General features: G+C 71.5%; 23 protein-coding genes. 12 read left to right on the top strand and 11 right to left on the bottom strand.

Features of this window, described 5'->3' with window-relative positions:
• Positions 1-2 precede the first annotated feature (2 nt).
• Positions 3-905, bottom strand: a complete 903-nt coding sequence (locus tag ACPEH2_RS06645) for an aldose 1-epimerase family protein (RefSeq protein ID WP_359918960.1) — start codon at positions 903-905, stop codon at positions 3-5.
• A 233-nt stretch (positions 906-1,138) separates the two neighbouring features.
• On the opposite strand from ACPEH2_RS06645, the gene ACPEH2_RS06640 reads away from it, so the two are divergent.
• Both ACPEH2_RS06640 and ACPEH2_RS06635 read left to right on the top strand, forming a co-directional pair.
• A complete protein-coding gene (locus ACPEH2_RS06640) occupies positions 1,139-3,181 on the top strand; it encodes a DEAD/DEAH box helicase (RefSeq protein ID WP_359918959.1) in 2,043 nt (680 codons plus the stop codon).
• Between the two features lie 22 nt (positions 3,182-3,203).
• Positions 3,204-3,629, top strand: a complete 426-nt coding sequence (locus tag ACPEH2_RS06635; protein WP_359918957.1) for a GNAT family acetyltransferase — start codon at positions 3,204-3,206, stop codon at positions 3,627-3,629.
• 1 nt (position 3,630) lies between these two features.
• Here ACPEH2_RS06635 and ACPEH2_RS06630 read toward each other — a convergent pair whose 3' ends face one another.
• Complete coding sequence (locus tag ACPEH2_RS06630; RefSeq protein ID WP_359918955.1) at positions 3,631-5,727, bottom strand: intein-containing Rv2578c family radical SAM protein; 2,097 nt, start codon at positions 5,725-5,727, stop codon at positions 3,631-3,633.
• A 96-nt stretch (positions 5,728-5,823) separates the two neighbouring features.
• On the opposite strand from ACPEH2_RS06630, the gene ACPEH2_RS06625 reads away from it, so the two are divergent.
• From ACPEH2_RS06625 to ACPEH2_RS06615, 3 genes are all read left to right on the top strand, one after another.
• A complete protein-coding gene (locus tag ACPEH2_RS06625; RefSeq protein WP_359918954.1) occupies positions 5,824-6,774 on the top strand; it encodes a M15 family metallopeptidase in 951 nt (316 codons plus the stop codon).
• Positions 6,775-6,894: 120 nt separating this feature from the next.
• Positions 6,895-8,058, top strand: a complete 1,164-nt coding sequence (locus ACPEH2_RS06620) for an acyl-CoA dehydrogenase family protein (protein ID WP_359918952.1) — start codon at positions 6,895-6,897, stop codon at positions 8,056-8,058.
• A gap of 38 nt (positions 8,059-8,096) precedes the next feature.
• Positions 8,097-9,488: a CotH kinase family protein gene (locus ACPEH2_RS06615; protein WP_359918950.1), complete on the top strand. Its 1,392-nt coding sequence runs from the start codon at positions 8,097-8,099 to the stop codon at positions 9,486-9,488.
• 10 nt (positions 9,489-9,498) lie between these two features.
• Here the strand turns inward: ACPEH2_RS06615 and ACPEH2_RS06610 are convergent, their stop codons facing one another.
• The 9 genes from ACPEH2_RS06610 to ACPEH2_RS06570 all read right to left on the bottom strand — a co-directional run bounded on the left by ACPEH2_RS06610 (position 9,499) and on the right by ACPEH2_RS06570 (position 18,343).
• The gene (locus ACPEH2_RS06610; RefSeq protein ID WP_423718477.1) at positions 9,499-10,737 is read right to left on the bottom strand and encodes a saccharopine dehydrogenase family protein; all 1,239 of its coding nucleotides are present in this window, start codon (positions 10,735-10,737) and stop codon (positions 9,499-9,501) included.
• 19 nt (positions 10,738-10,756) lie between these two features.
• Positions 10,757-12,301: an APC family permease gene (locus tag ACPEH2_RS06605; protein ID WP_423718476.1), complete on the bottom strand. Its 1,545-nt coding sequence runs from the start codon at positions 12,299-12,301 to the stop codon at positions 10,757-10,759.
• A gap of 125 nt (positions 12,302-12,426) precedes the next feature.
• Positions 12,427-12,978 carry an ECF transporter S component gene (locus tag ACPEH2_RS06600; protein ID WP_359918944.1) on the bottom strand — a complete coding sequence of 184 codons (552 nt, stop codon included), beginning with the start codon at positions 12,976-12,978 and terminating at the stop codon, positions 12,427-12,429.
• A 1-nt stretch (position 12,979) separates the two neighbouring features.
• Entirely contained in the window at positions 12,980-13,816 is an 837-nt protein-coding gene (locus ACPEH2_RS06595) for a siderophore-interacting protein (protein WP_359918942.1), read from the bottom strand.
• 21 nt (positions 13,817-13,837) lie between these two features.
• Positions 13,838-14,641, bottom strand: coding sequence for an energy-coupling factor transporter transmembrane component T family protein (locus ACPEH2_RS06590; protein WP_359918941.1), 804 nt, complete (start codon positions 14,639-14,641; stop codon positions 13,838-13,840).
• Entirely contained in the window at positions 14,638-16,425 is a 1,788-nt protein-coding gene (locus ACPEH2_RS06585) for an ABC transporter ATP-binding protein (RefSeq protein ID WP_423718474.1), read from the bottom strand. The genes ACPEH2_RS06590 and ACPEH2_RS06585 overlap by 4 nt, the downstream gene beginning before the upstream one ends.
• A 36-nt stretch (positions 16,426-16,461) precedes the next feature.
• The gene (locus tag ACPEH2_RS06580; protein ID WP_359918939.1) at positions 16,462-17,013 is read right to left on the bottom strand and encodes an ECF transporter S component; all 552 of its coding nucleotides are present in this window, start codon (positions 17,011-17,013) and stop codon (positions 16,462-16,464) included.
• A 45-nt stretch (positions 17,014-17,058) separates the two neighbouring features.
• Positions 17,059-18,030, bottom strand: coding sequence for a pirin family protein (locus ACPEH2_RS06575; protein ID WP_359918938.1), 972 nt, complete (start codon positions 18,028-18,030; stop codon positions 17,059-17,061).
• 4 nt (positions 18,031-18,034) lie between these two features.
• Positions 18,035-18,343, bottom strand: a complete 309-nt coding sequence (locus tag ACPEH2_RS06570; protein WP_217529952.1) for a GNAT family N-acetyltransferase — start codon at positions 18,341-18,343, stop codon at positions 18,035-18,037.
• Positions 18,344-18,538: 195 nt separating this feature from the next.
• Between ACPEH2_RS06570 and ACPEH2_RS06565 the strand changes: the two genes are divergently transcribed.
• The 7 genes from ACPEH2_RS06565 to ACPEH2_RS06535 all read left to right on the top strand — a co-directional run bounded on the left by ACPEH2_RS06565 (position 18,539) and on the right by ACPEH2_RS06535 (position 26,211).
• The gene (locus ACPEH2_RS06565; RefSeq protein WP_217529951.1) at positions 18,539-20,800 is read left to right on the top strand and encodes a carbon starvation CstA family protein; all 2,262 of its coding nucleotides are present in this window, start codon (positions 18,539-18,541) and stop codon (positions 20,798-20,800) included.
• Between the two features lie 13 nt (positions 20,801-20,813).
• Complete coding sequence (locus ACPEH2_RS06560; RefSeq protein WP_254631873.1) at positions 20,814-21,050, top strand: YbdD/YjiX family protein; 237 nt, start codon at positions 20,814-20,816, stop codon at positions 21,048-21,050.
• A 23-nt stretch (positions 21,051-21,073) separates the two neighbouring features.
• A complete protein-coding gene (locus tag ACPEH2_RS06555; protein WP_359918935.1) occupies positions 21,074-22,261 on the top strand; it encodes a sensor histidine kinase in 1,188 nt (395 codons plus the stop codon).
• Positions 22,258-22,977 carry a LytR/AlgR family response regulator transcription factor gene (locus ACPEH2_RS06550; protein WP_359918933.1) on the top strand — a complete coding sequence of 240 codons (720 nt, stop codon included), beginning with the start codon at positions 22,258-22,260 and terminating at the stop codon, positions 22,975-22,977. Before ACPEH2_RS06555 ends, ACPEH2_RS06550 begins: the two co-directional genes overlap by 4 nt.
• Complete coding sequence (locus tag ACPEH2_RS06545) at positions 22,974-23,339, top strand: hypothetical protein (RefSeq protein WP_064003543.1); 366 nt, start codon at positions 22,974-22,976, stop codon at positions 23,337-23,339. The genes ACPEH2_RS06550 and ACPEH2_RS06545 overlap by 4 nt, the downstream gene beginning before the upstream one ends.
• A complete protein-coding gene (locus ACPEH2_RS06540) occupies positions 23,336-24,793 on the top strand; it encodes a cation acetate symporter (protein ID WP_217529946.1) in 1,458 nt (485 codons plus the stop codon). Before ACPEH2_RS06545 ends, ACPEH2_RS06540 begins: the two co-directional genes overlap by 4 nt.
• Positions 24,794-25,032: 239 nt before the next feature.
• Positions 25,033-26,211, top strand: coding sequence for a glycoside hydrolase family 3 N-terminal domain-containing protein (locus ACPEH2_RS06535; RefSeq protein ID WP_359918929.1), 1,179 nt, complete (start codon positions 25,033-25,035; stop codon positions 26,209-26,211).
• Positions 26,212-26,263: the final 52 nt, after the last annotated feature.

Here is a 26,263-nt window from a genome sequence, read left to right as displayed (position 1 = left end):
GGTCAGCCGACGAGGTCGGCGCCCCACTCGAGCGTCCAGCTCTCGCCGGGGGCGAGACGTCGCAGGCTCCGGCCGGAGTTGAATGCGTCGGCCGGAGACGTCATCGGCTCGATCGCGACGGCCAGGTCGTGCCCCGGGAAGCGGTCGGTCGTGAAGACCTGGACGTACTCGAATCCCTCGCCCGCCCACACCGTGAGGCGGCGCCCGTCCGGGGCGATCAGGTGCGCATGGATCCGTCCGTCGCGGCGGGGGAGTCCCGCGAAGGCGACGTCGAGCGACAGGTCGCCGACGCGTCGGGGCGTGCGGAGGTCGTGCTCGTCGTCGAGCGGCTCCTCGGCGACCGGGATGCTCTGATCGTCCAGGCGGAACCAGGTCCGCGCCTCGACCTGCAGCGACAGGTCGGCGGTGTCGACGTCGGAGATCCGGAAGTACGGGTGCGTCCCGAGGGCGACCGGGGCGTCGCCGTCGCCGATGTTCGTGATCTCGTGGGTCACCCGGATGCCGCGCTCGCCGAGGCGATAGGTCACGCGAGTGGCGAGGTGGTACGGGTACCCCGTCTGCGGCACGACGTCGGCCCGCAGGGTGAGCGCAGCATCCGTCTGCTCCTCCACCCGGTACGACGCGAACCGCAGCAGCCCGTGCGACGCGTTGCCGAGCTTCGGCTCAGTGATCGCGAGCTGGCGGAGTTCGCCGTCGTCCTCCCAGCGGCCGTCGCGGACGCGGTTGGGCCAGGGGACCAGGACGATGCCGGATGCCGCGGGTGTCGGCGCGTCGTCGGGGTAGTCCGGGACGAGGTCGACGCCGCCGACGCGCAGCGCCCGCAGCGCGGCACCGACCTCGGTGATCTCGGCCGAGACGTCGGCGGCGCGGAGGGCGAAGCGGGTTCCGGTGGGATCGGCGGCCATGCGGCCAGCGTATCGGCGCGGCGGGTTCCCAGGTGGGCCGGGTATCGTGGATCCGTCGGCGGAGGACACCGCGCTGTGCGCGGGCATCCTGTGTAGTCCTCGGGGCCGATCTCGACACCCGCTCCGTGGTGTCGGAACCAGTAACTGGAATGGCCCCCGGCCGACGGAAGTCCGGGTCTCACCGTGCGTGCGCGCACGGCGCTGTTTCGTGCGAGAACCCAGAAAGCACACGCATGCCCAAGAACAAGAAGCCGGCCGGCGGCCGCGCGCAGAACTTCGAGCCCCGCTACGGCAAGAAGACCTCCTACCAGGACGCCAAGCGCCGCCCCGGCCAGGCCTCCGCCGGAACCGCCGGCAGCAAGAGCCCCAAGCATCGCGGCTTCCGCGCCGCCGAGGAGTCGGCACCTGCGAAGGGCCGCTGGACCGAGCAGGACCGCGCCGGCCGGGCCGAGGCCCGCGGCATCCGCTCGCACGCCCGCGGCGACCGCGCCGCCGCTGGCGAGCGCCCGCGCTTCGACCGCGCCGGTGGCGAGCGCCCGCGTTTCGACCGCGCCGGTGGCGAGCGCCCGCGCTTCGACCGCGAGCGTGGCAACGACCGCGGAGATTTCGATCGTCGGGGCCCCCGTGGGGCCGATTCGCGTCGGGATGGGCAGGATGTCCGCGGTTACGGCCGCCCCGAGCGCGACGATCGTGCGCGGTTCGGCCGGACCGAGCGCCCCCGCCTCGACCGCGTCGACCGTGGCAACGACCGCGGAGATTCCGACCGCCGCGCCCCTCGTGACGCCGGAAACGGCCGTGACGCACGCGAATTCCGCGGTACTGGCCGTCCCGAGCGCCCGCGCTTCGACCGCGCCGACCGCACCGCGCGCTCGTTCGACGACCGGCCCCGCCGCGACGACCGGCCCCGCCGCGACGAGCGCGCGAACCGGTCGGACTGGGCCCAGGCGGCCGGAGGCTCCGCGCGGCGCGGCAGCGGCGCGTGGAGTGGCCGTGGGGAGAACGCCGCCGAGAAGTCGAAGGCGCACCAGGAGCACGTCGACGTCGTCCACGAGCGTCTCCAGGCCGAAGCGGTGGATGCCGCATCCGTCGAGCAGGCGTCGTTCGCCGACCTCGGGCTCGGCCAGAACATCGTGCGCACCCTCGAAGGTCTCGGCGCCACGAGCCCCTTCCCGATCCAGGCGGCCACCGTCCGTCCGATCCTCGAGGGCCGTGACGTCCTCGCCCGTGGCCGTACCGGCTCGGGCAAGACGATCGCCTTCGGCGCTCCGCTCGTCGAGCGTGTGCTGCGCGGCCAGGCCGGCAAGCGCCGCGCGTGGGGCCGTTCGCCGCAGGCGCTGATCCTCGCGCCGACGCGCGAGCTCGCGCTGCAGATCGACCGCACCGTGCAGGAGCTCGCGCGGAGCGTCGGCCTCTTCACGACGCAGGTCTACGGCGGCGTCCCGCAGGGCCGCCAGGTCGGCGCGCTCAAGAAGGGCGTCGACATCGTCATCGGCACCCCTGGCCGCATCGAGGACCTCGAGAAGCAGGGCAAGCTCGACCTGTCCGAGGTCGGGATCGTCGTCCTCGACGAGGCCGACCACATGAGCGAGCTGGGCTTCCTCGAGCCGATGCAGCGGATCCTCCGCCTCGTGCGAGACGACGCGCAGAAGCTGCTCTTCTCCGCCACGCTCGACCGCGAGGTCGCTGCTCTGGTCGACGAGTTCCTCGTGAACCCGGCCGTCTACGAGGTTGCGGGCGAGACGCAGGAGACCGGCACCATCGACCACCGCGTGCTCGTGATCGACCACCGCGACAAGGCCGAGATCCTCACCTCGCTCGTCGACCGCGACGGCAAGACGCTCGTCTTCACGCGGACCCGTGCGTACTCCGAGATGCTCGTGGAGCAGTTCGAGGATGCCGGGATCGCCGCCGTCGCCCTCCACGGCGACCTCAACCAGGCCAAGCGCACCCGCAACCTGCAGCGCCTGACCGACGGCAAGGTCAACGTGCTCGTCGCGACCGACGTGGCAGCCCGCGGCATCCACGTCGACGACATCGACCTGGTCGTCCAGGCTGACGCTCCCGACGAGTACAAGACGTACACGCACCGCTCGGGCCGCACCGGTCGCGCGGGCCGCGCGGGCACGGTCGTCACGCTGATCACGCGTCAGCGTCGTCGGCGCATGACCGAGATGCTCGAGCGCGCCGAGATCGATGCGCCTTTCGACGAGGCGCGCATCGGCGACGACCTGCTCGAGGAGATCACGGGTCGTCAGGCCGCGAACGTCGACGCCTGAGCGGTGTCACTAGGGTGGGCGGATGCCGCTCGTCATCCGCCCGCTCGGTGATCCCGACGTCGACGCGGTCGTGTCCCTGTGGCACGACGCCGGCCTGACCCGCCCCTGGAACGACCCGCACCGCGACATCGCGCGTGCCCGCGCCGTCTGGCCCGACCTCCTTCTGGTCGCGGCGGACGGCGACCGCGTCGTCGGCTCGGTCATGGCCGGGTACGACGGACACCGCGGCTGGTTGTACTACCTCGCATCGGCTTCCGACCGGCGCGGCGAGGGGACCGGGCGGATGCTGGTGGCCGAGGCGGAGCGACGGCTCGAAGCGCTCGGCTGCCCGAAGGTGATGCTCATGGTCCGCGAGGGCAACGACGCGGTCGCCGAGTTCTACGACGGCATCGGCTACGCGCGCGACGCGACCTCCGTCCTCGGCAAACGCCTCATCCCCGACGACTGAGTCAGAACAGCATCGCTGCCGCCTGCTCGCGCGTCGTCGCCTTCATGACCGGACCCGTGGTCCGCACCGGGCCGAGCCCGCGCGGGGGAGCGTCCTCCTCTTCGAGCCTGCCGTGCAGTCCGTGCTTCCGCAGCAGCGGACGCACCCGCGCGGACAGCCAAGAGCGGTATCCCTTCGGCGCCGAGACCGAGACGCCGGGGTAGAGACCGCGGTAGGCCGGCACGAGGTCCGGGCACTCGCGTTCCAGCCACTGCCAGAACCACTCCTTCGCGCCCGGCCGCAGGTGCAGGGCGCCGAAGACGACCCGACGCGCACCGGATGCCGCGATCCGCGCGATCGCGTCGTCGAGCACGTCGATCCCGTCGGTCAGGTGCGGCACGATCGGCATGAGGAACACGGTCACCGAGAAACCGGCATCCGTCGCGGCCTTCACGGTGTCGAGCCGTGCCTGGAACGACGGCGCGCCCGGCTCGAGGAGTTGACGCAACGGTTCGTGGGGGATCGCGATCGACATGGCGATGTGGATCGGGACGCGGGTCGCGGCATCCGTCAGCTGCGGCAGGTCGCGGCGCAGCAGCGTGCCCTTCGTGAGGATCGAGAACGGCGTGCCGCTCGAGGCGAGGGCGTCGATGATGCCCGGCATCAGCCGATAGCGGCCCTCGGCCCGCTGGTACGGATCGGTGTTCGTACCGAGGGCGACCGGTTCGTGCCGCCACGACGGCTTGGCGAGCTCCCGCGCGAGCACCTCCGCCACGTTCACCTTCACGACGATCTGCGAGTCGAAGTCGGCCCCCGCGTCGAGGTCGAGGTAGGTGTGCGTGTTGCGGGCGAAGCAATTGTGGCTGACCACCCCGGCGGCGATGAAGTCCTCGGTGTCCGTGGAGATGTCGACGAGATCGCGTTCACCGACGTCCTCGATCGAGATCACCGTCAGATCGGTCGCGGTCTTCACGGCCGCGCCCACGATCGACAGTTTCCGCGTGATGGTGGGGCTGGTGATCCGGAAGAACCGATCCCGCGAGGGCAGCCCGCCGGTCACGCGGATCGCCCTCAGACCATTGGGCCGCACGGGCTCTCGGATGAAGCTGATCCCGAAGTGGTCGAGCGAGGTCGACACCGTCTCGAGCAGCCGCTCGTCCGTGTTGACGATGCGGAGGATGCCGCGCGAGCACGAGCCCTCCGCATCGAAGATGCCGGAGAGGAATCCCGCCCTCCAGGCGGACGAGGGTGCGATGGGTTCGACGATCAGCGTCTCGATCGTCTCGACATCGCCCTGCCGTGCCGTGTGGATCGCCGTCATCGGCCGCCGCACGTCCGTCGCCGGAGTGAACGCTCGCTCGTGCGTGAGAACTCCTGCCCGCTCCAGGAAGCGCTGAGTCCGGTCCAACGCGTCGACATCCGCCAACGCGAGGCGGAATCGGTGAATCACCCGGACCCGCTTCGCGTCGGTGTACGTGCCATGGAAGATCATCCCGTCGCCGCGGATCATCCCACTGAGGTATCCCCGTTCGAAGTCCGGGTCGGCGACGAAAGCGCTCTGCCCGCGCGGGGCGCCCATCCCGAACCCCTGCAGACGATTCCCCGTGGTCAGATGCGGACGACGGCCGGCGCCCGATGTCGTCCCCGTCACGTGCTTCCATCCGCGCTCGGTCAGGAACCGATGATCGCCACTCGCGATGATCTCCGTCCCGTCGGCAAGGGTGATCCGGTAGGCCGCTTTCCGGGTGTGCCAGACGGCGCGCACCGTCGTGGGGACGTAGCGCCGGTACGCACCATCCACGCGCGTCCCCATCACGTCCTCGCCGACGCGCACGTCCCCGAGCCGCTTGTGTCGACCCTCAGCCGTCATGACCAGGGTCTCGGGATCCAGGCAGTACGTGCACGCATGCGAGCAGCCTCGATACGGGTTCACGGTCCACGAGAACGGCATCGCGGAAACGCTCGGCACGTGGTTCAGCGCGGACTTCGCGACCACCTCGTGGAATGTCATCCCGGCGAACTCGGGCGTCGTCACCGAGCGGACGAGACCGCCCATCGACTCGAGCCCGGGCAGGGCGGCCTCATCGACCGTCGAGATGTCCTGCCCCTGCCACCGCATCTCCTCAGTCGAACACATATACGAGCAAAGAGTCAATGTCGCGCCCGGGAGAGTAGAACATCGAGGACGCACTCCCCGGCCTGGGACAATGGTCACGTGTCAGAGTCGAGGAGCGCCGCGAGGCGGCGGGTGCTCCGTCGGCGACGCCAGCGCCGCGCGGTCGTCCTGCTCGCCCTCGTCGCGACGCTCATCATCGCCCTCGTCGTCGTCCTCCCGCGCGCCCTCGCCCCCGACGACGCCGTCGCCGAACCGGCATCCACCCCCGCTCCGCCCTCGTCCGCGCCGACGAGCACACCGACGCCGACGCCGGAGACCCCCGAGGCCGAGCCGGCCTTGTGCGAGACGGATGCCGTGACCGCGGCGCTCGAAAACGGCTCCGACCGCGACGTGATCGCCGCGTTCGGCGGCGCCGAACCGTTCCGCGCGGCGATCGCCGACGGCGCGGCCCCCTGCGTCGACCTGCACGAGGCGGGGCGCCTCTGGGTGGTCGCGAACAAGCGGCATCCCCTCGATCCGATCGACTACTGGCCCACACCGCAGGCGCGTCCGCAGGACACCTGGATCGTGGCGGGCGGGTGGCTGCTCGACGAGACGGCGGCGGCGCTCGACGAGCTCTCGGCCGACGTGCGAGCCGCGGCGGGCACCATCGGGGTGAGCAGCGGGTTCCGCCCCTACGACTTCCAGGTCGACACGTACAACCGCTACGTCTCGATGCGCGGCAAGGCCGCCGCCGACCTCCGGAGCGCACGCCCCGGCCACAGCGAGCACCAGACCGGACTCGCCGTGGACGTCGTGGCATGCGACTCCGGATGCGGCGACCATGACGGCTTCGGCGGCACCCCGCAGTCGGACTGGATCGCCGAGAACGCCTGGCGGTACGGCTTCATCGTCCGTTACGAGGAGGGACGCACCGCGACGACGGGCTACTCCGCCGAGCCGTGGCACCTGCGGTTCATCGGCCGTGAGTTGGCCGCCGCCTACGCCGACGGCGGCTTCCACACCCTCGAGGAGTTCTTCGGACTCGAGCCCGCCCCCGAATACGGCTGAGGCTCGTCGCGGAACTCAGTCGCGCTCACCCTGGCATCGGATCCCACGGCGCGCGTACAGTGGAGGGTGGCGACGCCGCCCACGAGCGCAGCGTCGCGCCGACACGAAGGGGGTCCGCACATGGAGCGGAACATCTACGACGAGGACCACGAAGCGTTCCGCGACGTCGTCAAGGAGTTCATCAAGCGCTACGTCACCAACGAGAAGCGCGAACAGTGGGATGCCGCCGGCGAGATCGACCGGGCGACGATGCGCGCGGCCGGCGAGGCCGGTGTGATCGGGCTCAGCGTGCCGGAGGAGTTCGGCGGCGCGGGGATGCTGCAGGACTACCGCTTCCGCACGATCGTCAATGAAGAGGTCATCCGGGCCGGTGCGGGATCGCTCGCCGGCGCCTTCGGCATCCAGGACGACCTGGCCGTGCCCTACCTCGTGCACATGGGCACGCAGGAGCAGAAGGAGACCTGGCTCCCCCGCATGGCGACCGGTGAGATCATCGGTGCGCTCGCGATGACCGAGCCCGGTGCGGGATCGGACCTGCGCGGCATCTCGACGACCGCGAAGAAGACCGACGGCGGCTACATCGTCAACGGCGCGAAGACCTTCATCTCGTCAGGCGCCACCGCCGACATCTTCGTCGTGTTCGTGAAGACGGGCGAGGGCAACCGGCCCGACGCCTTCTCGCTCCTGCTGCTCGAGGCCGGCATGGCGGGCTTCGACCACGGCAAGAAACTGCACAAGATGGGCTTCCACGGCCACGACACGGCCGAGCTCAGCTTCACCGACGTCTTCGTCCCCGACGCGAACCTCATCGGCGGCGAAGAGGGCAAGGGCTTCATCCAGCTCATGATGAACCTGCCGCTCGAGCGCCTGTCGATCGGTGTCGCGGGCGCCGCGGCCGCGCAGGCGGGCGTCGAGTGGACGGTCGCGTACACGAAGGACCGCGAGGCCTTCGGTCAGCGGATCATCGACTTCCAGAACACCCGCTTCACCCTCGCCGACCTCGTCACGACCGTCGACGCGCTGTGGGCCTACGTCGACCGCGCGATCACCCTGTACGGCGAGAACAAGCTGTCCGCCGAGGATGCCGCTCAAGTCAAGTTCTGGGCCACCGAGCGCGAGTGGGAGGTGCTCGACGCCTGCGTCCAGCTGCACGGCGGCTACGGCTACATCATGGAGTACCCGATCGCCCGCGCCTTCCTCGACGCCCGCGTCCACCGCATCTACGGCGGCACGAACGAGATCATGCGCGACATCGTCTCGCGCCGGATCGCCGGCAAGCGCTGACCCGAAGGCTGTCATTAGTCGCGTCTTAGGCGCGGTTAATGACAGCCGGGTGGAATCGGCGGATGCGTCACCGTCACTTCCGCCTCACCCTGTCCCTCGCCGTCGTCTCGGTCGGTGCCCTCGCCCTCGCGGGATGCGTCGCGCCTGCGGTGGACGAGGGCGACGGGTCCTCGGACGCCGCATCCGTGTCGACCTCGACTGCGAGCTTCTGGGACTCCTCGACCGTGCACTCGATCACCGTCGATGTGGACGACGACGCGCTCACCGAGCTGCTCGAGACGTACGAGAGCACCGGCGACAAGGAGTGGATCGAGGTCACCGTCACAATCGACGGCGAGGTCTACGAGGGTGCGGGACTCAAGCTCAAGGGCAATTCGTCGCTCCGGAGCGTCACGAGCGACGACGACCCGAGCACGATCCCCTGGGTCATCCGCCTCGACAAGTTCGTCGACTGGCAGGAGCACGAGGGCATCACCGAGTTCGTCGTCCGCGGCAACAGCTCCGAGACGTCGCTGAACGAGGCGGTCGCACTCGACCTGCTCGACCTCACAGGTCTGGCCGCCGAGCAGGCGGCCGCCACCCGCTTCACGATCGGCGACGCGACGTCCTTGCGCCTGGTCGTCGAGAACCCGAGCGACACCTGGAACGACTCGACCGTGGGCGCGACGGCGCTGTACAAGGCCGAGTCAGGCGGCGACTACTCGTACCGCGGCGACGACCCCGACTCGTACACCGACGTGTTCGACCAGGAGGCGGGCGAGGACGACCTGACGCCCCTCATCGACTTCCTCGAGTTCATCAACGACTCGGATGACGAGACCTTCGCCGCGGAGCTGTCGGATCACCTCGACATCGACGCCTTCGCGACCTACCTCGCGTTCCAGGACCTTGTCGACAACTTCGACGACATCGACGGTCCCGGCAACAACTCGTACCTGGCCTACGACGCGGATACCGGGCTGATGACCGTCGTCAACTGGGATGTGAACCTGGCTTTCGGGGCCTCGCCCGGGGCCGACGAGGTCGGCGGTGGCGGTGCCGGCGGCGGGATGATGCCCGATCGCGACGACGCGGCCGCTCCGGACGGCGCGACGCCGCCGGATGACGCGGCCTGGGGCGCGGCCGGTGAGCGTCCCACGCGACCGGACGACGGCGGTGAGGCAGGGGCGCAGATGGGCGGCGGTGCCGGCCCGGGCGGCGGCTCGAACATCCTCGCCGAGCGCTTCCTCGCGAACGACGACTTCACGGTCCTGTACGAGAGCGAGCTCGACCGGCTCAGCGAGCTGTTCTACGACTCGGGAGCGGCGGAGGAGATCCTGCAGACGTGGTCCGACACCCTGATCGACGGCGCGTCGGATCTCGTGGACGCCGACGTCGTGACCTCCGACGCTGAGGACCTCTCGGCATCCTTCGACCGACTCGCGGGCTGACCTCGACGGTTCAGGACGCGACGGGGTGCGGCTGCTCCCGCATGCCCCACGGCGAGCCGTAACCCTCGGGCTTCGGCGCCGCGAGCAGCTCGAGGAACGGCTTGGCGTCGAACGCCTCGGGGCCGAGCACGCCCGTGCCCGACCAGGTGCCGCGGGCGAGCAGCTCGAGGGCGATGACGGGGTTGATCGCGGTCTGCCAGACGACGGCCTGCGAGTTGTCCTCGCGCATCGTCTGCTCGTTGTCGGCCACGTGGTACAGGTACGTCGAGCGGGGCTTCCCGTCCTTGCCGGTTCCCGTCACCCACACGCCGGCGCAGGTCTTGCCGCTCATCTTGTCGCCGATCGTGGCGGGGTCGGGCAGGGCCGCCGCCACGACGTCGCGCGGCGAGACCTGCACACCCTTCACCGACAGCGGCTCGGTCTTGTCGAGGCCGAGCTTGTTCAGCACCCGCAGCACCTCGATGAACTCGTCACCGAGGCCGTACTTGAACGTGACGCGCTTTGCTTTGGTCCACCGCGGCATGAGGAGCACTTCCTCGTGCTCGACGTTGACGCACTCGACCGGACCGATGCCGTCGGGGAAGTCGAACACCTCGGGCTCGCTGAACGGCTCGGTGACGTACCAGCCCTTGCCCTCCTCGTAGACGACCGGCGGGTTCAGGCACTCCTCGATCGTCGTCCAGATCGAGAACGACGGCGCGAAGTCGTACCCGGCGACGACGAGGTTCGCCCCGTCGCGCACCCCCAGCTCGTCGATCTCGTCGAACAGCTCGTCCTCCGCGTAGCGGGCGAACACGTCCGACAGGCCCGGCTCGACGCCGATCCCGACGAGCGCCAGGCGCCCGGCATCCTTCCATTCCTGCTCCTTGGCGAACTGCGCGTCGCCGAGCTTGACGCCCACTTCCTCATAGGGGCGTTCCGGATGCCGCTGCGACAGGCTCATCGCCATGTCGAGGTACGTCGCCCCGGCCGCGAAGGCGCCGTCGAAGATCGGCATGACGAACCGCGGGTCGACGGCGTTGAGCACATGGGTGGCGGAGTGCTCGCGGATCAGGGATGCCACGGACTCGGCGCTCGAGGCATCCACCTGCGCCGCGGCGAACCGCTCGTCGCCGAGTTCCGCCACGAGCGCTTCGGGGCGGGCCGGGTCGTAGTCGGCGATGACGACGGCCTCGAAGAAGTCGCGGCGGCGGAGGATGCGGGCGGCGGCACTGCCGACGCCGCCGGCGCCGATGATGAGGATGCGCATGCGGGGTCCTTCCGGGCGGTCAGATGCCGCCGTCGATGGAGCGGGGGAGGGTGCTCGTGTCGTCGGGGACGAGCACGGGGGTCTCGCGGTTGAGGCTCTCGCCGCGGAAGAACCGCTTCGAGCGCGGGAAGAGGAACCACACGAGCATGAGCACGACGCCGAGGCCGAGCGCGCCGATGCCGACGACGAAGGTCGACCCCACGCCGAGCAGCGTGCCCGAGTAGCCGTAATCGGGGTTCAGCATGTCGATCGCCGACTGGATGAAGGCGTAGGTCAGCATGAGGGCGCCGACGAGGGGGAACACGCCCTTGAACCAGGTGTCGCGCGCGGAACGGAACAGGTCGTTGCGGAAGTACCAGACGCAGGCGTACCCGGTGATGGCGTAGTAGAACGCGATCGCGAGGCCGAGCGAGAGGATCGTGTCCTGCAGGATCGCGTCGCTGAGCGAGGTCATGACGACGTAGTAGACGCTCGCCACGGTGCCCATGACCAGGGTCGAGAACGAGGGCGTCTTGTAACGGGGGTGGACGTCCTTGAACTTCGCCGGGAGGGCGCGGTACACGCCCATCGCGAGCGTGCCGCGCGCCGTCGGGAGGATCGTCGTCTGCGTCGACGAGACCGCCGAGATGAGGACGGCGACCACGAGCAGCCAGCCCCACGGGCCGAGCAGCCCGTCCTTGATCGCGAGGAAGAAGTCGTCGGCGTTGTCGACGTTGCCGAGGCCCGTGCCGTCCTCGCCGATGCCGGCGTACATCATCGCCGCGATCGTGACCGAGACGTAGGTGACCAGGAGCAGGACGCAGGTCAGGAGGGCGGCGAGGCCCGGGATCCGCTTGGGGTCCTTCGTCTCCTCGTTGAGGGCGAGGCAGGTGTCCCACCCCCAGTAGATGAAGATCGCGAGCAGGATCGCCTCGATGAACCCGCCCCACTCCCCGAAGGCGAACGGGTTCAGCCACTGCCAGTCGAACGGGGTGGGGTTCGGGGCCGAGCCCGAGAAGAACTGCGTGAGCGCGGCGATCACGAAGACGATGAGGGCGAGGTACTGGATGCCGAGCAGCACGTTCTGGATGCGCTCGCCGATCTCGACGCCGCGCCACGACACGTACGTCATCGCGGCGATGAAGGCGACCGCGACGAGGACGATCCGCCAGTCGTTCGGTTCCTCGAACTCCTGGCCGAGGAGGGCCCAGAAGTAGATCGACGCGACCTGCGCGAGGTTCGCCAGCACGATCATGCCCGCGATCGCGACGCCCCAGCCGCCCATCCAGCCCACCCATGGGCCGAACGCCTTCGTGCCCCAGGTGAACGTCGTGCCGCAGTCGGGCACGTCGTTGTTGAGCTCGCGGTAGGCGAAGGCGATGAGCAGCATCGGGATGAAGGCGATCACGAACGCGATCGGCGCCTGCCCTCCGACGGCGAGGACGACGTAGCCGAGCGTCGCGACGAGCGAATACACCGGCGCGGTCGAGGCGAGGCCGATGACGGTCGAGCCCCACAGGCCCAGGGTGCCGCGCGCGAGGCCCTTGCCGTCCGGACGGGTCAGATGCACAGGCGTCGTGGTCACGCCGACCTCCTCAGGGAAAGCGATCCGCCTTCCCGCGGCCGGGTACCCGGGCGGCACCGTCGCCGTCCTGAGCGGGAAGTGGCCTCACCATAGCACCGGCGTTCCACGCCGCACGAGACCCGGTGTCAGGCCGCGTGCGGCGCCGCGCGCCGGGCCAGACGGGCGACACCGGCGGCCGCCAGCCGGTCGGCGATGACGATCCCGCCCCACGTGGCGACGAGGCAGCTCACCGTGCACAGGACGAAGAAGGCGACCAGCACCGGGAACGCCATGGCCCACAGGTCGAACGACTGCGCCGCGAGGATCGGGTAGGCGACACCCGCGACGACGGCGCCGGCGTCGTGCAGCCACCGCGACCAGCGGCGGTAGATCGTCACGAGGAAGGGCAGCTCCGGGAAGAAGGCCCAGAACAGCGTCGTCGCGATCGCGCCGGCGGTGTAGAACGGCGTGAGCACGAGCCCCGACACCAGCCCCACGAGCAGACCCGCGAACGGCCGGCGGATGAGGCGGAGCGCGATGACCGCCGGCATCATCCACAGCCCGGCGATCGCGACCGAGGCGAACGGCACGGTCGCGAACAGCGCCGTCGAGAGCCACCAGGCGAACGCCAGCATCACACCGCCGGCAACCCCGATCGCGGCACATGTCATCAGGTACGCGGTCGACACCTTGCCCATGTCAGCGCCCCACCTTCTCCGTCGCCGGCGTCCTGCGCCAGTAGCCGATGAAACTGATCGCGGACTTGTCGACCCCCAGGGCGACGAGGTGGCGCCGCGCGGACGTCGGCAGGTTCTGCTCGCCCACGATGAAGTGATGTGCGCCGGATGCCGCCGGCCGCCGCACGAGCTCTGCGAGGGCGGCCGTGCCGGGTGCCGCGTCGGCGTCGCGCACGAGCCAGGACACCTCGACGCCCGCCGGTGCGTCCAGGGGGAGGACGTCGTCGGCGGTCGGGGCCTCGAGGATCGCGACGCCCGTCGCGGTCGAGGGCAGCGACGCGAGGACCCCCGCGACGGCGGGCACGCCGGTCTCGTCGGCCACGAGCACCACCTGTTCGACACCGCGCTCGGGGTCGAACCCGAGCCCTTCGTCGAGGATGACGACGCTCTCGCCGGGCTGCGCCCGCTCCGCCCAGCCCGAGGCGGGGCCCGCGTCGTCGCCGTGCCCGTGCAGCACGAAGTCGACGTCGATCTCGGCACCGGCATCCGCCGTCGCGGCCCGGTAGGCGCGCACGGTGTAGTTGCGCATGACGGGCCGCTCCCCCTGAGGGATCCGGAGATAGCGCAGGTAGCCGAGGAGGGTGTTCGCCTTCGCGGGGATGCGCTCGAGGCCCGCCTCGCCGCCGATGGGCAGGAAGAGGCGGAACCACTGGTCGAAGCCGCGCGCGGTGAACCGGTCGACGTCGCCGCCGCCGAGGGTGACGCGCATCCAGTGCGGCGCGAGCCGCTCGGTGCGCAGCACGCGCAGGTGCAGCAATTCCTGGTGTGCGGGCTTCACGAGAGCACTGGCGCGGGCCATCGGCATCCTTCCATCGCGGGGTCACATGCCCCAGGGGAACAGCGCGGTCAGGATCGCGGCGGACGCGACCCAGAAGACGAGCGCGAACACCGTGTCGCGCGCCCGCCACGGCAGCAGGTACCGCTCGGTGCGGTCGCGGTGGGCGCCGAACGCGCGGGCGTCCATCGCGAGCGCCACCCGCTCGGCGTGCCGGATCGCGCCGGCCAGCAGCGGCACGACGTAGCCTGCCCAGCGGGCGATCGCGGCGAACGGTCCGCGCCCGCCGTGTGCGCCGCGCACCCGGTGCGCCTGCCGGATCACCTCGAGCTCGTACCCGAACCGCGGCACGAACCGGATCGCCGCGAGCGCGGCGTAGCCGATGCGGTACGGCACACGCAGCTGCTGCACGGTCGCGCGGACGAGGTCGGGGCCCGTGGTCGTGAGCCCCGCGATGAGCCCGAGCGCGAGGATCGCCGCGAGGCGCGCCCCCGTCGCGAGCCCGACCTCGACGGCGCCGGAGTAGAGGGTCCAGGATCCGACCGAGAGGATCGGCGCGGTGCCGTCGACGAGATCCCGGTCGACCCACAGTCCCAGCGACAGACCGATCACGGACGCTCCGATCGGGATGCCGAGAAGCAGCAGCGCCGCGACCCGCACCGACACGCGAGTGCCGGTGAGGATCACGAGGTACGCGAGGGCGAGGAAGACGAGCGGGGTGACCAGATCGCGCGAGAAGACGAGGGCCACCATCGCCGGCAGGGGAGCCGCGAGCTTGGCGAGCGGGCCGATGCGGCCGAGCAGACCCCGGGCGGGGGCGCCGGTGTACGGATCGGCGACGGCGGTCACGACGCGCCTCCGCTCAGGGCGCGCAGCGACGTCACGCCGGCGAGTCCGGGATGCCGCGTCACGCCCCGCAGCGCCTCCTGCAGCGCCGGGCGGCGCAGACCGCTCTCGCGCAGCAGCGTCTCGTCGGCGAACACGTCGGCGGTGGCGGCATCCGCTCGGATCCGGCCGTCGCGGACGACGACCGTGCGATGCGCGTACTCGGCGACCAGCTGCATGTCGTGCGTGACGACGACGATCGTCGTACCCGTCTCGTTGAGGTCGCGCAGCAGCCGCAGCAGCTCGTCGGCGCGGGCGCGGTCCTGCCCGAACGTCGGCTCGTCGAGGGCGAGGATCGGGGCTCCCGCGATGAGCGCCGTCCCGACCGAGAGGCGCCGCTTCTGGCCGCCCGACAGCAGGAACGGGTGCACGTCGGCCTTGCCCTCGAGGCCGAAGCGCTCGAGCATCGCGGTGGTGCGCGCGCGGATCTCGGCCTCGCCGAGCCCGCGTCCGCGCAGGCCGTGAGCGAGCTCGTCGAAGACCGTGTGCGCGATGAACTGGTGCTCGGGGTTCTGGAAGACGAAGCCGATCCGGCGCGACAACTCGCGCAGGCCGGTGCGCGACGCGTCGACCCCGTCGACGCGCACCGTGCCGCGCGGCGGCGGGATGACCCCCGCCATCGCCTGCACGAGCGTGGTCTTGCCCGCGCCGTTCGCTCCCACGACGGCGACGAACTCGCCCGCCCGCACCGACAGATCGACGCCGTGCAGCACGGTGCGCCGCCCGCGCCGGAGGGTGAGCCCGCGCACCTCGACCGCCGGGTGTGCCGAATGCAGGTCAGGACGCGGTCGAGGGCGTCGTTCGACCCTCCCGGGTGCCGAATCACCTGCACTCGGAACCGGCGCCTCCGCCGCCTCGAGCGCCTCCGTCAGCTCCGCAGGGGCGATCGGCGTGCGGGGAAGGTTCCACCCGTCCCGCCGCAGGGCGAGGGCGGCCATCGTCGAGACCGGCAGCCAGACGCCGATCGCCTCGAGCTCCTCGGCGCGGCCCCGCAGCACCGCGTCGACGGGGCCGTCGGCGACCGTGCGGCCCTCCGCGTCGAGCACGACGACGCGGTCGGTGAGGCCGACGGCGGCGTCGAGGTTGTGCTCGACCAGCAGGATCGAGCGACCCTCGGCGGCGACCGCGCGCAGCGCGTCGTAGACGTCCTCGATCCCGGCCGGGTCGAGGTTCGCGGTGGGCTCGTCGAGGACCAGCAGCTCCGACCCCATCGCCAGCGCGCACGCGATCGCCAAGCGCTGCTTGCCGCCGCCCGACAGCCGGTCCGGGTTCTCGCCGCGGCGCTCCCACAGTCCGACCTGGCGCAGTGCGGCTTCGGTGCGCGCGAGGACGTCGGCCACCGGCATCCGCAGGTTCTCGGGGCCGAAGGCGACGTCGTCGAAGACCGTGCCGGTGATCAGCTGCGCGTCGGGGTCTTGAAACACCATGCCGACGTGCGCCGCGAGCTGTGCGACGGGCGTCGTGACCGCGGCGAATCCGCGCACCGCGACCTCGCCGGTGAGGGTCGCCGGCACCGCCTGCGGGATCAGGCCGTTGGTCGCGAGGGCGAGGGTGGACTTGCCCGAACCGCTGGGTCCCAGCAGCAGGACGACCTCGCCGGGGGCGATGTCGAACGTGACGGATGCCGGGATCGCGGCATCCGCTCCCTCGTGGGTGATCGCGACTCCACGCACGCGCAGCAGCGGCGTGGGCGGCCGGTCGTCGCGGGGCGCCTGCGCCGTGGTGGGATCGGAGGCGGCAGGGCTCACGGACGGTCCAAACGAGGAGGGCGGGTCGGCCTTAGCTTAGCCTGACCTAACTCCTCGCGCCACGCCCGCGCGGCGCAGGCTCTCGCCCACGCCGAGGCCGGCCGCCGTCCACACGACCGGACCGGCGAGCGCGATGACGAGGTAGGCGATCTGCGCCCACGCCGGGAGCTTTCCGAGGTTCGCCGCGAAGAACACGACGACGGCGACGAGGACCCCGATGACGAGAGCGGCGGCGAAGAAGCGCCACGCCCCCCACGAGCGGTACCGCGTGAGGGCGGCGACGCCCTCCTGGATCGCGCCGAACAGCAGCGCCGTGCCGAGGAACCGACCGATCCACGCCGGGTTGACGGCGCTCGCGACGAGCGCGGCGAGCACGTGCGTCGTCAGGGCGACCAGCGGCAGACGGGCCACCTGCTGCGCGATGATCCCCGGCAGCACGTGCGACCCGAGCACGAGGCCGTAGGCCCAGGGGGCTGCGGCGATGACGACCGGGGTGATGGCTCCGGCGACGCCGCCGAGCAGGCCCGTCGCCACTCCGAGCGCGGCGCAGACGAGCAGCACGCGCGTCGAGAGGAGTGTGCGGGTCACGGATTCAAGGCTATCCGCGCCCGAGAGGGCCCCGGCCGTGCAAAATCAGGCGCGACGACGCCGCTTCGTCAGTCGGACGGTGGGCAGCGGCGGGGCCGGGATGCGCTCGGCGCCGTGGGTGACGACGTGCCCGAAGCGGGGGGTGTCCGCCTCCCACTCCTCACGCGCGGCGACGATCTCCTCGTGGCTGCGCCCGACGAAGTTCCACCACATGACGATGTCGCTCTCGAACGGTTCGCCGCCGAGCAGGAACACCGTGACGTCGGTGGGCGCGCCGATCTCGATCCGCTCGCGCCCGACGCCGAGGTAGAGCAGGTCGTTGTCGCCGAGGGCGACGGGCTCGTCGGCGGAGTGCACGAGCGGCGCACCGTCGACCCCGACGATCGCGTGCTCCCACGCGGGGTTCAGCGGGATCCGGATGCGAGCACCGGCTGGGATGAAGACCTCCGCGCCGACGATGGGCGTGTACATGGTGGCGGGGGAGCGGATGCCGGCGAGCTCGCCGACCACGACGACGGCCGCCGCGCCCTCGCCGAGTTCGACGATCGGCAGATCGGTGTGCCGCTCGAAGTCCGGCCCGCCGTGCCGGCGCGACTCGGGCAGGGCCACCCAGAGCTGGAGCGCGTCGGTGACGGACGGCTCGTCGCCCATCGAGTACTCGGAGTGCGCGATGCCGGCACCGCTCGTCATGATGTTCAGCTGTCCGCGCTTGATGACGACGTCGGAGCCGATCGTGTCGCGGTGCCGCGTCTCGCCCGCGAAGGGCCACGTCACCGTCTGCAGCCCGATGTGCGGGTGCGGTTCGACCCGCATCGTCGTGACCTGCGGCCCGAACCGGTCGAGGAAGCACCAAGCGCCCACCATCGGCAGCTCGCGCTGCGGCAGCGCGCGGTGCACCTGCATGCCCCGCACCCCGCCGAGGGGCACCTCGCGCGAGGTCAGCAGGACGGAACGCGGGCCGTCGCAGGATGCCGGGGCGTCGACGGTCTCGGTGGGATCGGCGTCGAGGCGGGTCATCCGGTCACTCCGCGTCGGGTGAGACGACGGTGAGGCCGGGAACGTCGTTGCTCTCGAGGTACCCGGCGACGAACGGGCACGTCGGGACGACCTCGGCGTCGCGTCGCGCGAGGTCGGCGAGCGCCTCGGAGACGAGGATCTTGCCGAGACCCTGGCCCTTGTAGGCGGGGTCGACCTTGGTGTGGGGCATGACCGTGCGACCGGCGTCGTCGGTCGTGATGAGCGTGTACCCGGCGACCGCGCCGTCGACGTGGATCTCGTAGCGGTTCTTCTCGTCGTTGCGCGTGACCGTCGGTGCGGCGTCGTGTGCCACGGGGACCCCCTCTGTCGTGTGGGTCAACCGTATGCGGCCCGTGCGTCTTCCCGCCAGGACCCCGCGCCTCCGCCCGTGCCGTTCGTCGCGCCGGTCGCGCCGCTCGTCGCAGCGGCACCCGTCCGAGCGGGGAGGCGCGGCATCCCTCTTCTTACCCTGTCGTGTACGCAAAGACGCGCCCTGAAGGAGTCGCCCATGTCTGCACCGTCGCGCCGTGGCAAGGCCGCCACGCTCGAACCCGATCCCTCCCTTCCCCCCGTCGCCCTCACCGAGGAGCAGAAGACCAAGGACGGCCGCTGGACGCCGCTGAAGATCGTCGTCTGGGCCGCCATCGCCCTCGCCGGCGGTCTCGGCTGGACGATGCTCGCCATCGTCCGCGGTGAGACCGTCAACGCGATCTGGTTCGTGTTCGCGGCCGTCGCCACCTATCTCATCGGCTATCGCTTCTACTCGAAGGTCATCGAGAAGCACCTGCTGCGGCCCGACGACCGTCGCGCCACGCCCGCCGAGGTCAAGCAGGACGGCAAGGACTACGTCCCGACCGACCGTCGGGTGCTCTACGGCCACCACTTCGCCGCCATCGCCGGCGCGGGCCCGCTCGTCGGTCCCGTCCTCGCGGCGCAGATGGGCTTCCTCCCCGGCACGATCTGGATCATCGTGGGTGTCGTCCTCGCCGGCGCCGTGCAGGACTACACCGTGCTCTTCTTCTCGATGCGCCGCGGCGGTCGCACCATCGGCCAGATGGCCCGTCAGGAGCTCGGCCGCATCGGCGGCACCGCCGCGATCATCGCGTCGCTGCTGATCATGCTGATCATCGTCGCGATCCTCGCCCTCGTCGTCGTCAACGCGCTCGGCGAGAGCCCGTGGGGTGTCTTCTCCGTCTCGATGACCATCCCGATCGCCCTGTTCATGGGGCTGTACCTGCGGTACCTCCGCCCCGGCAAGGTCACCGAGGTCTCGATCATCGGCTTCGTCCTGCTGATCGCCGCGATCGTCGCCGGTGGCTGGGTCGCCGAGACGGCGTGGGGACAGGAGTTCCTGCAGCTCGACCGCACCGTCATCGCGTGGGGCATCATCATCTACGGCTTCATCGCCGCGGTCCTCCCGGTCTGGCTGCTGCTCGCCCCGCGCGACTACCTGTCGACCTTCATGAAGATCGGCGTCATCGTGATGCTCGCCGGCGCCATCGTGCTCGTGCGCCCCGAGATCACCGTGCCGGCGGTCACCGACTTCGCGCTCGAGGGCACCGGGCCGGTGTTCGCCGGACCCCTCTTCCCCTTCCTCTTCGTGACGATCGCGTGCGGTGCCCTCTCGGGCTTCCACGCGCTCATCTCGTCGGGGACGACGCCGAAGCTCGTCGAGAAGGAGCGCCAGACGCGCTTCATCGGCTACGGCGGCATGATCATGGAGTCCTTCGTCGCGATCATGGCCCTCGTCGCCGCGATCTCGATCGACCAGGGCATCTACTATGCGATGAACGCGTCGGCTGCGGCCACGCAGGGCACCGTGGAGGGTGCGGTCGCGTTCGTGAACTCGCTCGGCATCACCGGGGTGAACCTCACGCCCGAGATGCTCACGAGCACGGCGGCCGCGGTGGGCGAGGAGTCGATCGTCTCCCGCACCGGTGGTGCGCCGACCCTCGCGCTCGGCCTCGCGCACATCATGCAGCAGGCCCTCGGCGGCCCCGCGATGATGGCGTTCTGGTACCACTTCGCGATCATGTTCGAGGCGCTGTTCATCCTCACGGCGGTGGATGCCGGTACCCGCGTCGCGCGCTTCATGCTGCAGGACTCGATCGGCCACTGGGTCCCCAAGTTCCGCGACGTCTCGTGGCGTCCGGGCGTGTGGATCACGACGGCGATCATGGTCGCCGGTTGGGGAGCGATCCTCATCCTCGGCGTCACCGACCCGCTGGGCGGCATCAACACGTTCTTCCCGCTGTTCGGCATCGCCAACCAGCTGCTTGCCGCGATCGCGCTCGCCGTGGTCCTCGCGATCATCGCCAAGCGCGGCCCGTCGTTCGTGAAGTGGCTGTGGATCGTCGCCCTGCCGCTCGCGTTCGCCGCGGTCGTGACGATCACCGCGTCGGCCTACAAGATCTTCTCGCCCAACCCGGCGATCGGATACTGGTCGAACCACTTCCGCTACCGCGACGCGCTCGCCGCCGGCGACACGACCCTCGGCACCCCCGAGGTCATGGGCGCCGTCATCCGCAACACCTTCGTGCAGGGCACCCTGTCGATCGTGTTCGTGACGCTCGCGATCATCGTGATCATCGCCGCGGTGGCGGTCACGATCACCGCGATCCGCCGCGGCGGCGGCGAGAACCACGAGGACGAGCCGGTGCCCTCGCGCCGCTTCGCCCCGGCCGGCTTCATCGCCACTCCGTCCGAGCGCGAGCTCGATAAGCAGTGGGAGCCGATCCTCGCCGACGAGCGCGCGGCGAACCGGCACTGAGAGGGCCCCGGAAATGAGTACTCGGACGGATGCCGCGGTCTCGCCGATGCGAGCGATGCTCGACCTGATCGTGCGGGCGGGCCGCGGCATCCGCTGGTACACGACCACCCTCATGGGCGACACGGCCTACGCGACCTACGTCGCGCACCACCGGCGCGTGCACCCCGGGGAGGAACCGATGACCGAGCGGCAGTTCTGGCGTCAGAAGATGGACGACCAGGACCGCAACCCGGGCGCCCGCTGCTGCTGACGCCCGCGATCTAGGCTCGTCGCATGACCGATGCCGTCGTCCTCGCCGCCCTGCTCGGCGTGGTCGGCGGCATCGTGCTGTCGGCCGTACTGCTGCTCGCGCGACGCTACGCGCGCGGCGCGGGCGGGCTCGGCAGCGAGGCGGAGGAGGCCACCTACCGCGCACTGCACCAGGCGAGCCTCGCCGCGCCCCACCTGCGCGGCGGGCTCGACACCCCCGACGTCGCCCGCGCCGCGAAGCACCTGCGGGCCGTACTCGGCAGCCGCGCCGTCGTGCTCGTCGTCGGCGACGTGATCGTCGCGCGCGACGGTCAGACCGAGGGATTGGATGCCGCGGCCCGCCGCATCGCGGCGCAGGTGACCGAGACGGGCAAGCGCCGCATCTTCCCCCGCGCCGACGGCGGCGACGGGCTCGAGGCGGTCGGAGCGCCGATCCGCGTGGACGGGCGGGTCTCGGGCGTGCTCGTCGCCTTCGCCGCGCCCGTCCGGGCGGCGCTCGTGCGCGCGGCGGGGGAGGTGGCGGACTGGTGCGCGGCGCAGGCCACGCTCGGTGAACTCGACGCCTCGCGGGCGGCGCTCGCCGAGGCCGAGCTGCGCTCGCTCCGCGCCCAGATCTCGCCGCACTTCATCTACAACGCGCTGACCGCGATCGCCTCGTTCATCTCCACCGACCCGCCGCGCGCCCGCGAACTGGTGCTCGAGTTCGCCGACTTCACGCGGTACTCGTTCCGGCGCCAGGGGGAGTTCACGACGCTCGCCGAGGAGCTGCGCAGCATTCACTCCTACCTCGAACTCGAGCACGCGCGCTTCGGCGGACGGCTGTCGGTGACGCTGCGGATCTCGCCCGAGACGCTCGCCACCGTCATCCCGTTCCTGTCGGTGCAGCCCCTCGTCGAGAACGCCGTCCGACACGGGCTCGAGCCGGGCGAGGGCGGAGGCACGATCCTGATCGCGTCGGAGGATGCCGCGACCCACACCGAGATCACCGTCGAGGACGACGGTGCGGGCATGGATCCCGACGAGCTGCACGCGCTGCTCACGAGCGCCGGCGACGGCCGCAACGTGGGACTGCGCAACGTCGACACGCGGCTGCGCCAGCTGTACGGCGCCGAGGGCGGACTCGTCGTCGAGACGGCGCCGGGCGCCGGTACCCTCGTGCGCATGCGGATCCCGAAGTCGCAGCCGCACCACCTCACCCGGGAAGAGGCATGAGCGCCGTGATCGACGTCCTCGTCGCCGACGACGAGAAGCCGGCGCTCGACGAACTGGCCTTCCTGCTGCGCGCCGACGACCGGATCGGCGAGGTGCTGACGGCGTCGTCGGGCGCCGAGGCGCTGCGACTGCTCACCGAGCGGCCGGTCGCCGCCGCGTTCCTCGACATCCACATGCCCGGGCTCTCTGGACTCGAGCTCGCGACCGCCCTCCGCGGGCTCGCGTCCCCGCCGGCGGTCGTGTTCGTCACCGCCGACGACGCGCACGCCGTCGACGCGTTCGAACTGCAGGCGCTCGACTATCTGCTCAAGCCCGTCCGGGTCGAGCGGCTGCGTCGCGCCGTCGACCGCATCACCGAGAGCGACCGCTCCGCCGAGAGCGACGAGGTGCTGCCCGTGACCGTCGGCTCGGCGGTGCGGTTCGTGCACCGCCGCGACGTCCGCTGGGTGCGGGCCGAGGGCGACTACACGCGCCTCCACACCGACGCCGCCTCTGGGCACCTCGTCCGCATCCCGATCTCCGAGCTCGAGACGAGGTGGGCGGATGCCGGTTTCGTCCGCATCCATCGCTCGTTCCTCGTGCGGGCGGCATCCGTCACCGAGGTCCGGCTCGCGGGTGCCGAACCGACGGTCTGGGTCGACGGGACCGCGCTGCCGGTGAGCCGGCGGCTGCTGCCCGCCGTCCGCGAGGCGCTCGTCGGGCGGACGGGGTCGTGACCCGCGAGCGGGTGCGCGTCACCGCGGGGTCGGGGCGGCCCGGAGCGCCCACGCGCGGCATCGCGCTGCCGGGCGCGCCCGTTGACGACGCCGAGGCGGCGTACGCACGCGCCCTGCGGCGCTCGCAGCTGCGGCTCGCGCTCGGGACGCTGCTCGGGTTCGTGACGGTGACCGTCGCGCTGCTGCTGGCCATCACCCTCATCCCCGAACTGGACGAGATCGTCGTGCTGGGGGTGCCGCTGTCGTGGCTGCTGCACGCCTTCGGGTTCTACCCCGTGATCGCGGGTTTCGCAGTCCTCTACCTGCGCGGGGCGAACCGCAACGAGCGCCGCTGGCGCGCGCTCCGCGACGAGGGCGCATGAACGCGGCGCTCGACCTGCTCGCCGTCGCGGCCGTCGTGAGCGCGACCGTCCTGATCGGGGCCTACGGGCTGCGGGTCTCGCGCACGACGAGCGACTTCTTCGTGGCATCCCGCACCGTCCGGCCCGTGTGGAACGCGTCGGCGATCAGCGGCGAGTACCTCTCGGCGGGGACGTTCCTCGGGCTCTCGGGGCTCGTGCTGCTGAGCGGGGCGGAGGGGTTCTGGTTCCCGATCGGGTACGCGGCGGGGTACCTGCTCGTGCTGCTGTTCGTGGCGGCCCCGCTGCGGCGGAGCGGCGCGTACACGATCCCCGACTTCATCGAGGCGCGGCTGGACTCGCGCCTCGCACGGCGGGTGACGAGCGCCGCCTGCCTGCTCATCGGGTGGCTGTACATCGTGCCGCAGCTGCACGGGGCGGGGATCACGCTGCAGGTCGTCGCCGACATCCCGCCGTGGGTCGGCGCCGTGCTCGTCGCGGTGCTCGTCGCCGCCGCGGCGGCGGCCGGGGGGATGCGGGCGATCACCTACGTGCAGGCGTTCCAGTACTGGCTGAAGCTGACCGCGCTGCTCGTGCCGGCCGTGCTCATCGTCTTCGCCGTGAACGGCGGGGCGCGCGAGATCGACCCCCTCGTGGTCTTTCCCGCCGAGGCGGGACCCGCGGGGATCGACGCGTATGCCGCCGGGTCGCTGCTGCTCGCGCTCCTGCTCGGCACGATGGGCCTGCCGCACGTGCTGGTGCGGTTCTACACGAGCCCGACGGGTGGGTCGGCGCGGCGGACGACCGTGCTCGTCATCGTCATGGTCAGCGTCTTCTACGCCGTCTCGAGCGTCATCGGGCTGCTCGCGCGGGTGGTCGCGCCCGAGCTCGCGCAGCCGGGTGTGGCCGACACGGTCGCGCTCGTGCTGCCCGCGCGGGTGTTCCCGGGCGTCGTGGGGGAGCTGCTGACGGCGCTCGTGGTCGCCGGCGCGTTCGCCGCGTTCCTCGCGACCTCGGCCGGGCTCACCGTCTCGCTCGCGGGGGTCATCAGCCAGGACGTGTTCTCGGGCTCGGTCCGCTCGTTCCGCCTGTCGGCCGTCGTCGTCGCCGTCGTGCCGCTCGCGATCGCCCTGCTCACGGCGCCGGCGGGGCTGGTCGCCTCGGTCGGAGTCGTGTTCGTGTTCGCGGCATCCGCTCTGTCTCCCGTGCTGCTGCTGTCGATCTGGTGGTCGCGGTTGACGGCGCGCGGCGCCGTGGCGGGCATGGTGACCGGCGGCGTCGCGTGCGCCGTCGCGTTCGCCGTGCACGCCGCCGTCGGCGGGATCGGGCTCGCGGCGCCGCTGCTCGCACAACCGGCGGCCTGGACCATCCCGCTCGCGACGGCCGTCACGATCGTCGTGTCGCTCACCGACCGCGCCGGCGCGCCCGTGCGGGCGGGCGCCTACCTCGCCCGGCTGCACACCCCCGGCCGCGGCTGAGCGGGCCGCGGGCCGTTCTCCGGAGATTCTGCGGGGTCAGGGCTGCCGACGCGCTGGATGCCCCATTTTCTCCGGAGAACGGCTCGCCGCGGTTTCCGTCTCCGCGTCCGCCCCGGCCCCGCAGATCCGCCGGAACCGGGGTCGTGCGGGCTGACGCCGCCCCTGCGGGCTGCTCACGGAACAACCATGCGATCGCTCCGACCGGCCACGTCCCGGTTGGGGGAGAGCAGAATGTGCGCATGCGTCGGTCTCTGAGGTGGTCCCTCCTCGGTGCGGCCGTGGTCGTGTCTCTGCTCAGCGGGTGCGCCGCGTCACCGTCTCCGTCGTCGTCCCCGTCAGCGGCCGCCACGCCGTCCCCGTCCGCGACCCCCACGCCGACCCCGCCCGCAACCCCGTCCCCCGACCCGGTCGACGCCCTCACGCTCGAACAGCGCGTCGGTCAGCTCTTCATGATCGGCACGAAGGCGACGACGGCGTCGCCGGCGACCCTCGCCGCCGTCGCCGACCGCCATGCGGGCGGGATCTTCCTCAGCGGCCGGTCGCGCGCCGGAGTCGCCGCCACCGCGGACGTCGTCGCGAGGTTCACCGCGCTCGGCCGCCCCGACGGCGCGCCGCTGTGGGTCGCGACGGATCAGGAGGGCGGCGAGGTGCAGGTGCTGCAGGGTCCCGGGTTCGACGCGATGCCCTACGGCATCCGTCAGGCCGACCTCAGCGACGCGCAGCTGCGCGCATCCGCCGAGGAATGGGGCCGCGAGCTCGCCGCCGCGGGCGTCAACCTCGATCTCGCCCCCGTCGCCGACATCGTCACGAGCAAGGCGACCCGCTTCGACAACCCGCCCATCGGCGGGTACGGCCGGCAGTACGGCTACGACGCCGAAACGGTGGCGGCGAAGGCGGGTGCGTTCGCCGAGGGGATGCGGGATGCCGGCATCCTGCCCACCTTCAAGCACTTCCCGGGCCTCGGCCACGTCACGGCGAACACCGACACCGCGGCGGATGTCGTCGACACGACGGTGACCCCGGACGGTCCCGACGTCGCCGTGTACCGGCCGCTGATCGAGGCGGGGCCGAGCGCCGTCATGGTCTCGTCGGCGATCTACGACCGCATCGACGGATCAAGGCCGGCGGTCTTCTCGCCCACGGTGGTGAGCGTCCTGCGCGACGAGGTGGGGTTCGACGGCGTGCTGTTCTCGGACGACCTGTCGGCCGCCGTGGCGGTGTCGGCGTGGTCACCGGCCGAGCGCGCCGTCGAAGCGATCTCGGCGGGCGTCGACGTGGTGCTCGTGTCGGCGAAACCGTCGGTCTTCCCCGCCATGTACGACGCCGTGCTGGTGAAGGCGCAGAGCGACCCGCAATTCGCGGCGCAGGTGGATGCCGCGGCCGCGCGGGTGCTCGCCGCGAAGGCCGACATGCCCTGACCCGTCGCGTGCCGGATGCAGGGTGAAACGCCCGGTCGCGCCCGATCGGCGG

Source organism: Microbacterium sp. NPDC064942, assembly GCF_049545525.1.
Classification (GTDB): domain Bacteria; phylum Actinomycetota; class Actinomycetes; order Actinomycetales; family Microbacteriaceae; genus Microbacterium; species Microbacterium gawkjiense.
Note: the sequence above shows the minus strand (reverse complement) of the source record. Positions and strands in the feature narration are given on the sequence as shown.

What these genes read in the sequence shown, in the direction of transcription:
- ACPEH2_RS06555 (WP_359918935.1), top strand. Translation starts at nt 21,074, where the DNA reads ATGACCGATGCCGTCGTCCTCGCCGCCCTGCTCGGCGTGGTCGGCGGC.
- ACPEH2_RS06630 (WP_359918955.1), bottom strand. Translation starts at nt 5,727, where the DNA reads ATGCGGTGGCAGGGGCAGGACATCTCGACGGTCGATGAGGCCGCCCTG.
- ACPEH2_RS06595 (WP_359918942.1), bottom strand. Translation starts at nt 13,816, where the DNA reads ATGGCCCGCGCCAGTGCTCTCGTGAAGCCCGCACACCAGGAATTGCTG.
- ACPEH2_RS06610 (WP_423718477.1), bottom strand. Translation starts at nt 10,737, where the DNA reads ATGCGCATCCTCATCATCGGCGCCGGCGGCGTCGGCAGTGCCGCCGCC.
- ACPEH2_RS06575 (WP_359918938.1), bottom strand. Translation starts at nt 18,030, where the DNA reads ATGACCCGCCTCGACGCCGATCCCACCGAGACCGTCGACGCCCCGGCA.
- ACPEH2_RS06600 (WP_359918944.1), bottom strand. Translation starts at nt 12,978, where the DNA reads ATGGGCAAGGTGTCGACCGCGTACCTGATGACATGTGCCGCGATCGGG.
- ACPEH2_RS06560 (WP_254631873.1), top strand. Translation starts at nt 20,814, where the DNA reads ATGAGTACTCGGACGGATGCCGCGGTCTCGCCGATGCGAGCGATGCTC.
- ACPEH2_RS06615 (WP_359918950.1), top strand. Translation starts at nt 8,097, where the DNA reads ATGACAGCCGGGTGGAATCGGCGGATGCGTCACCGTCACTTCCGCCTC.
- ACPEH2_RS06645 (WP_359918960.1), bottom strand. Translation starts at nt 905, where the DNA reads ATGGCCGCCGATCCCACCGGAACCCGCTTCGCCCTCCGCGCCGCCGAC.
- ACPEH2_RS06620 (WP_359918952.1), top strand. Translation starts at nt 6,895, where the DNA reads ATGGAGCGGAACATCTACGACGAGGACCACGAAGCGTTCCGCGACGTC.
- ACPEH2_RS06635 (WP_359918957.1), top strand. Translation starts at nt 3,204, where the DNA reads ATGCCGCTCGTCATCCGCCCGCTCGGTGATCCCGACGTCGACGCGGTC.
- ACPEH2_RS06540 (WP_217529946.1), top strand. Translation starts at nt 23,336, where the DNA reads ATGAACGCGGCGCTCGACCTGCTCGCCGTCGCGGCCGTCGTGAGCGCG.
- ACPEH2_RS06565 (WP_217529951.1), top strand. Translation starts at nt 18,539, where the DNA reads ATGTCTGCACCGTCGCGCCGTGGCAAGGCCGCCACGCTCGAACCCGAT.
- ACPEH2_RS06535 (WP_359918929.1), top strand. Translation starts at nt 25,033, where the DNA reads ATGCGTCGGTCTCTGAGGTGGTCCCTCCTCGGTGCGGCCGTGGTCGTG.
- ACPEH2_RS06640 (WP_359918959.1), top strand. Translation starts at nt 1,139, where the DNA reads ATGCCCAAGAACAAGAAGCCGGCCGGCGGCCGCGCGCAGAACTTCGAG.
- ACPEH2_RS06550 (WP_359918933.1), top strand. Translation starts at nt 22,258, where the DNA reads ATGAGCGCCGTGATCGACGTCCTCGTCGCCGACGACGAGAAGCCGGCG.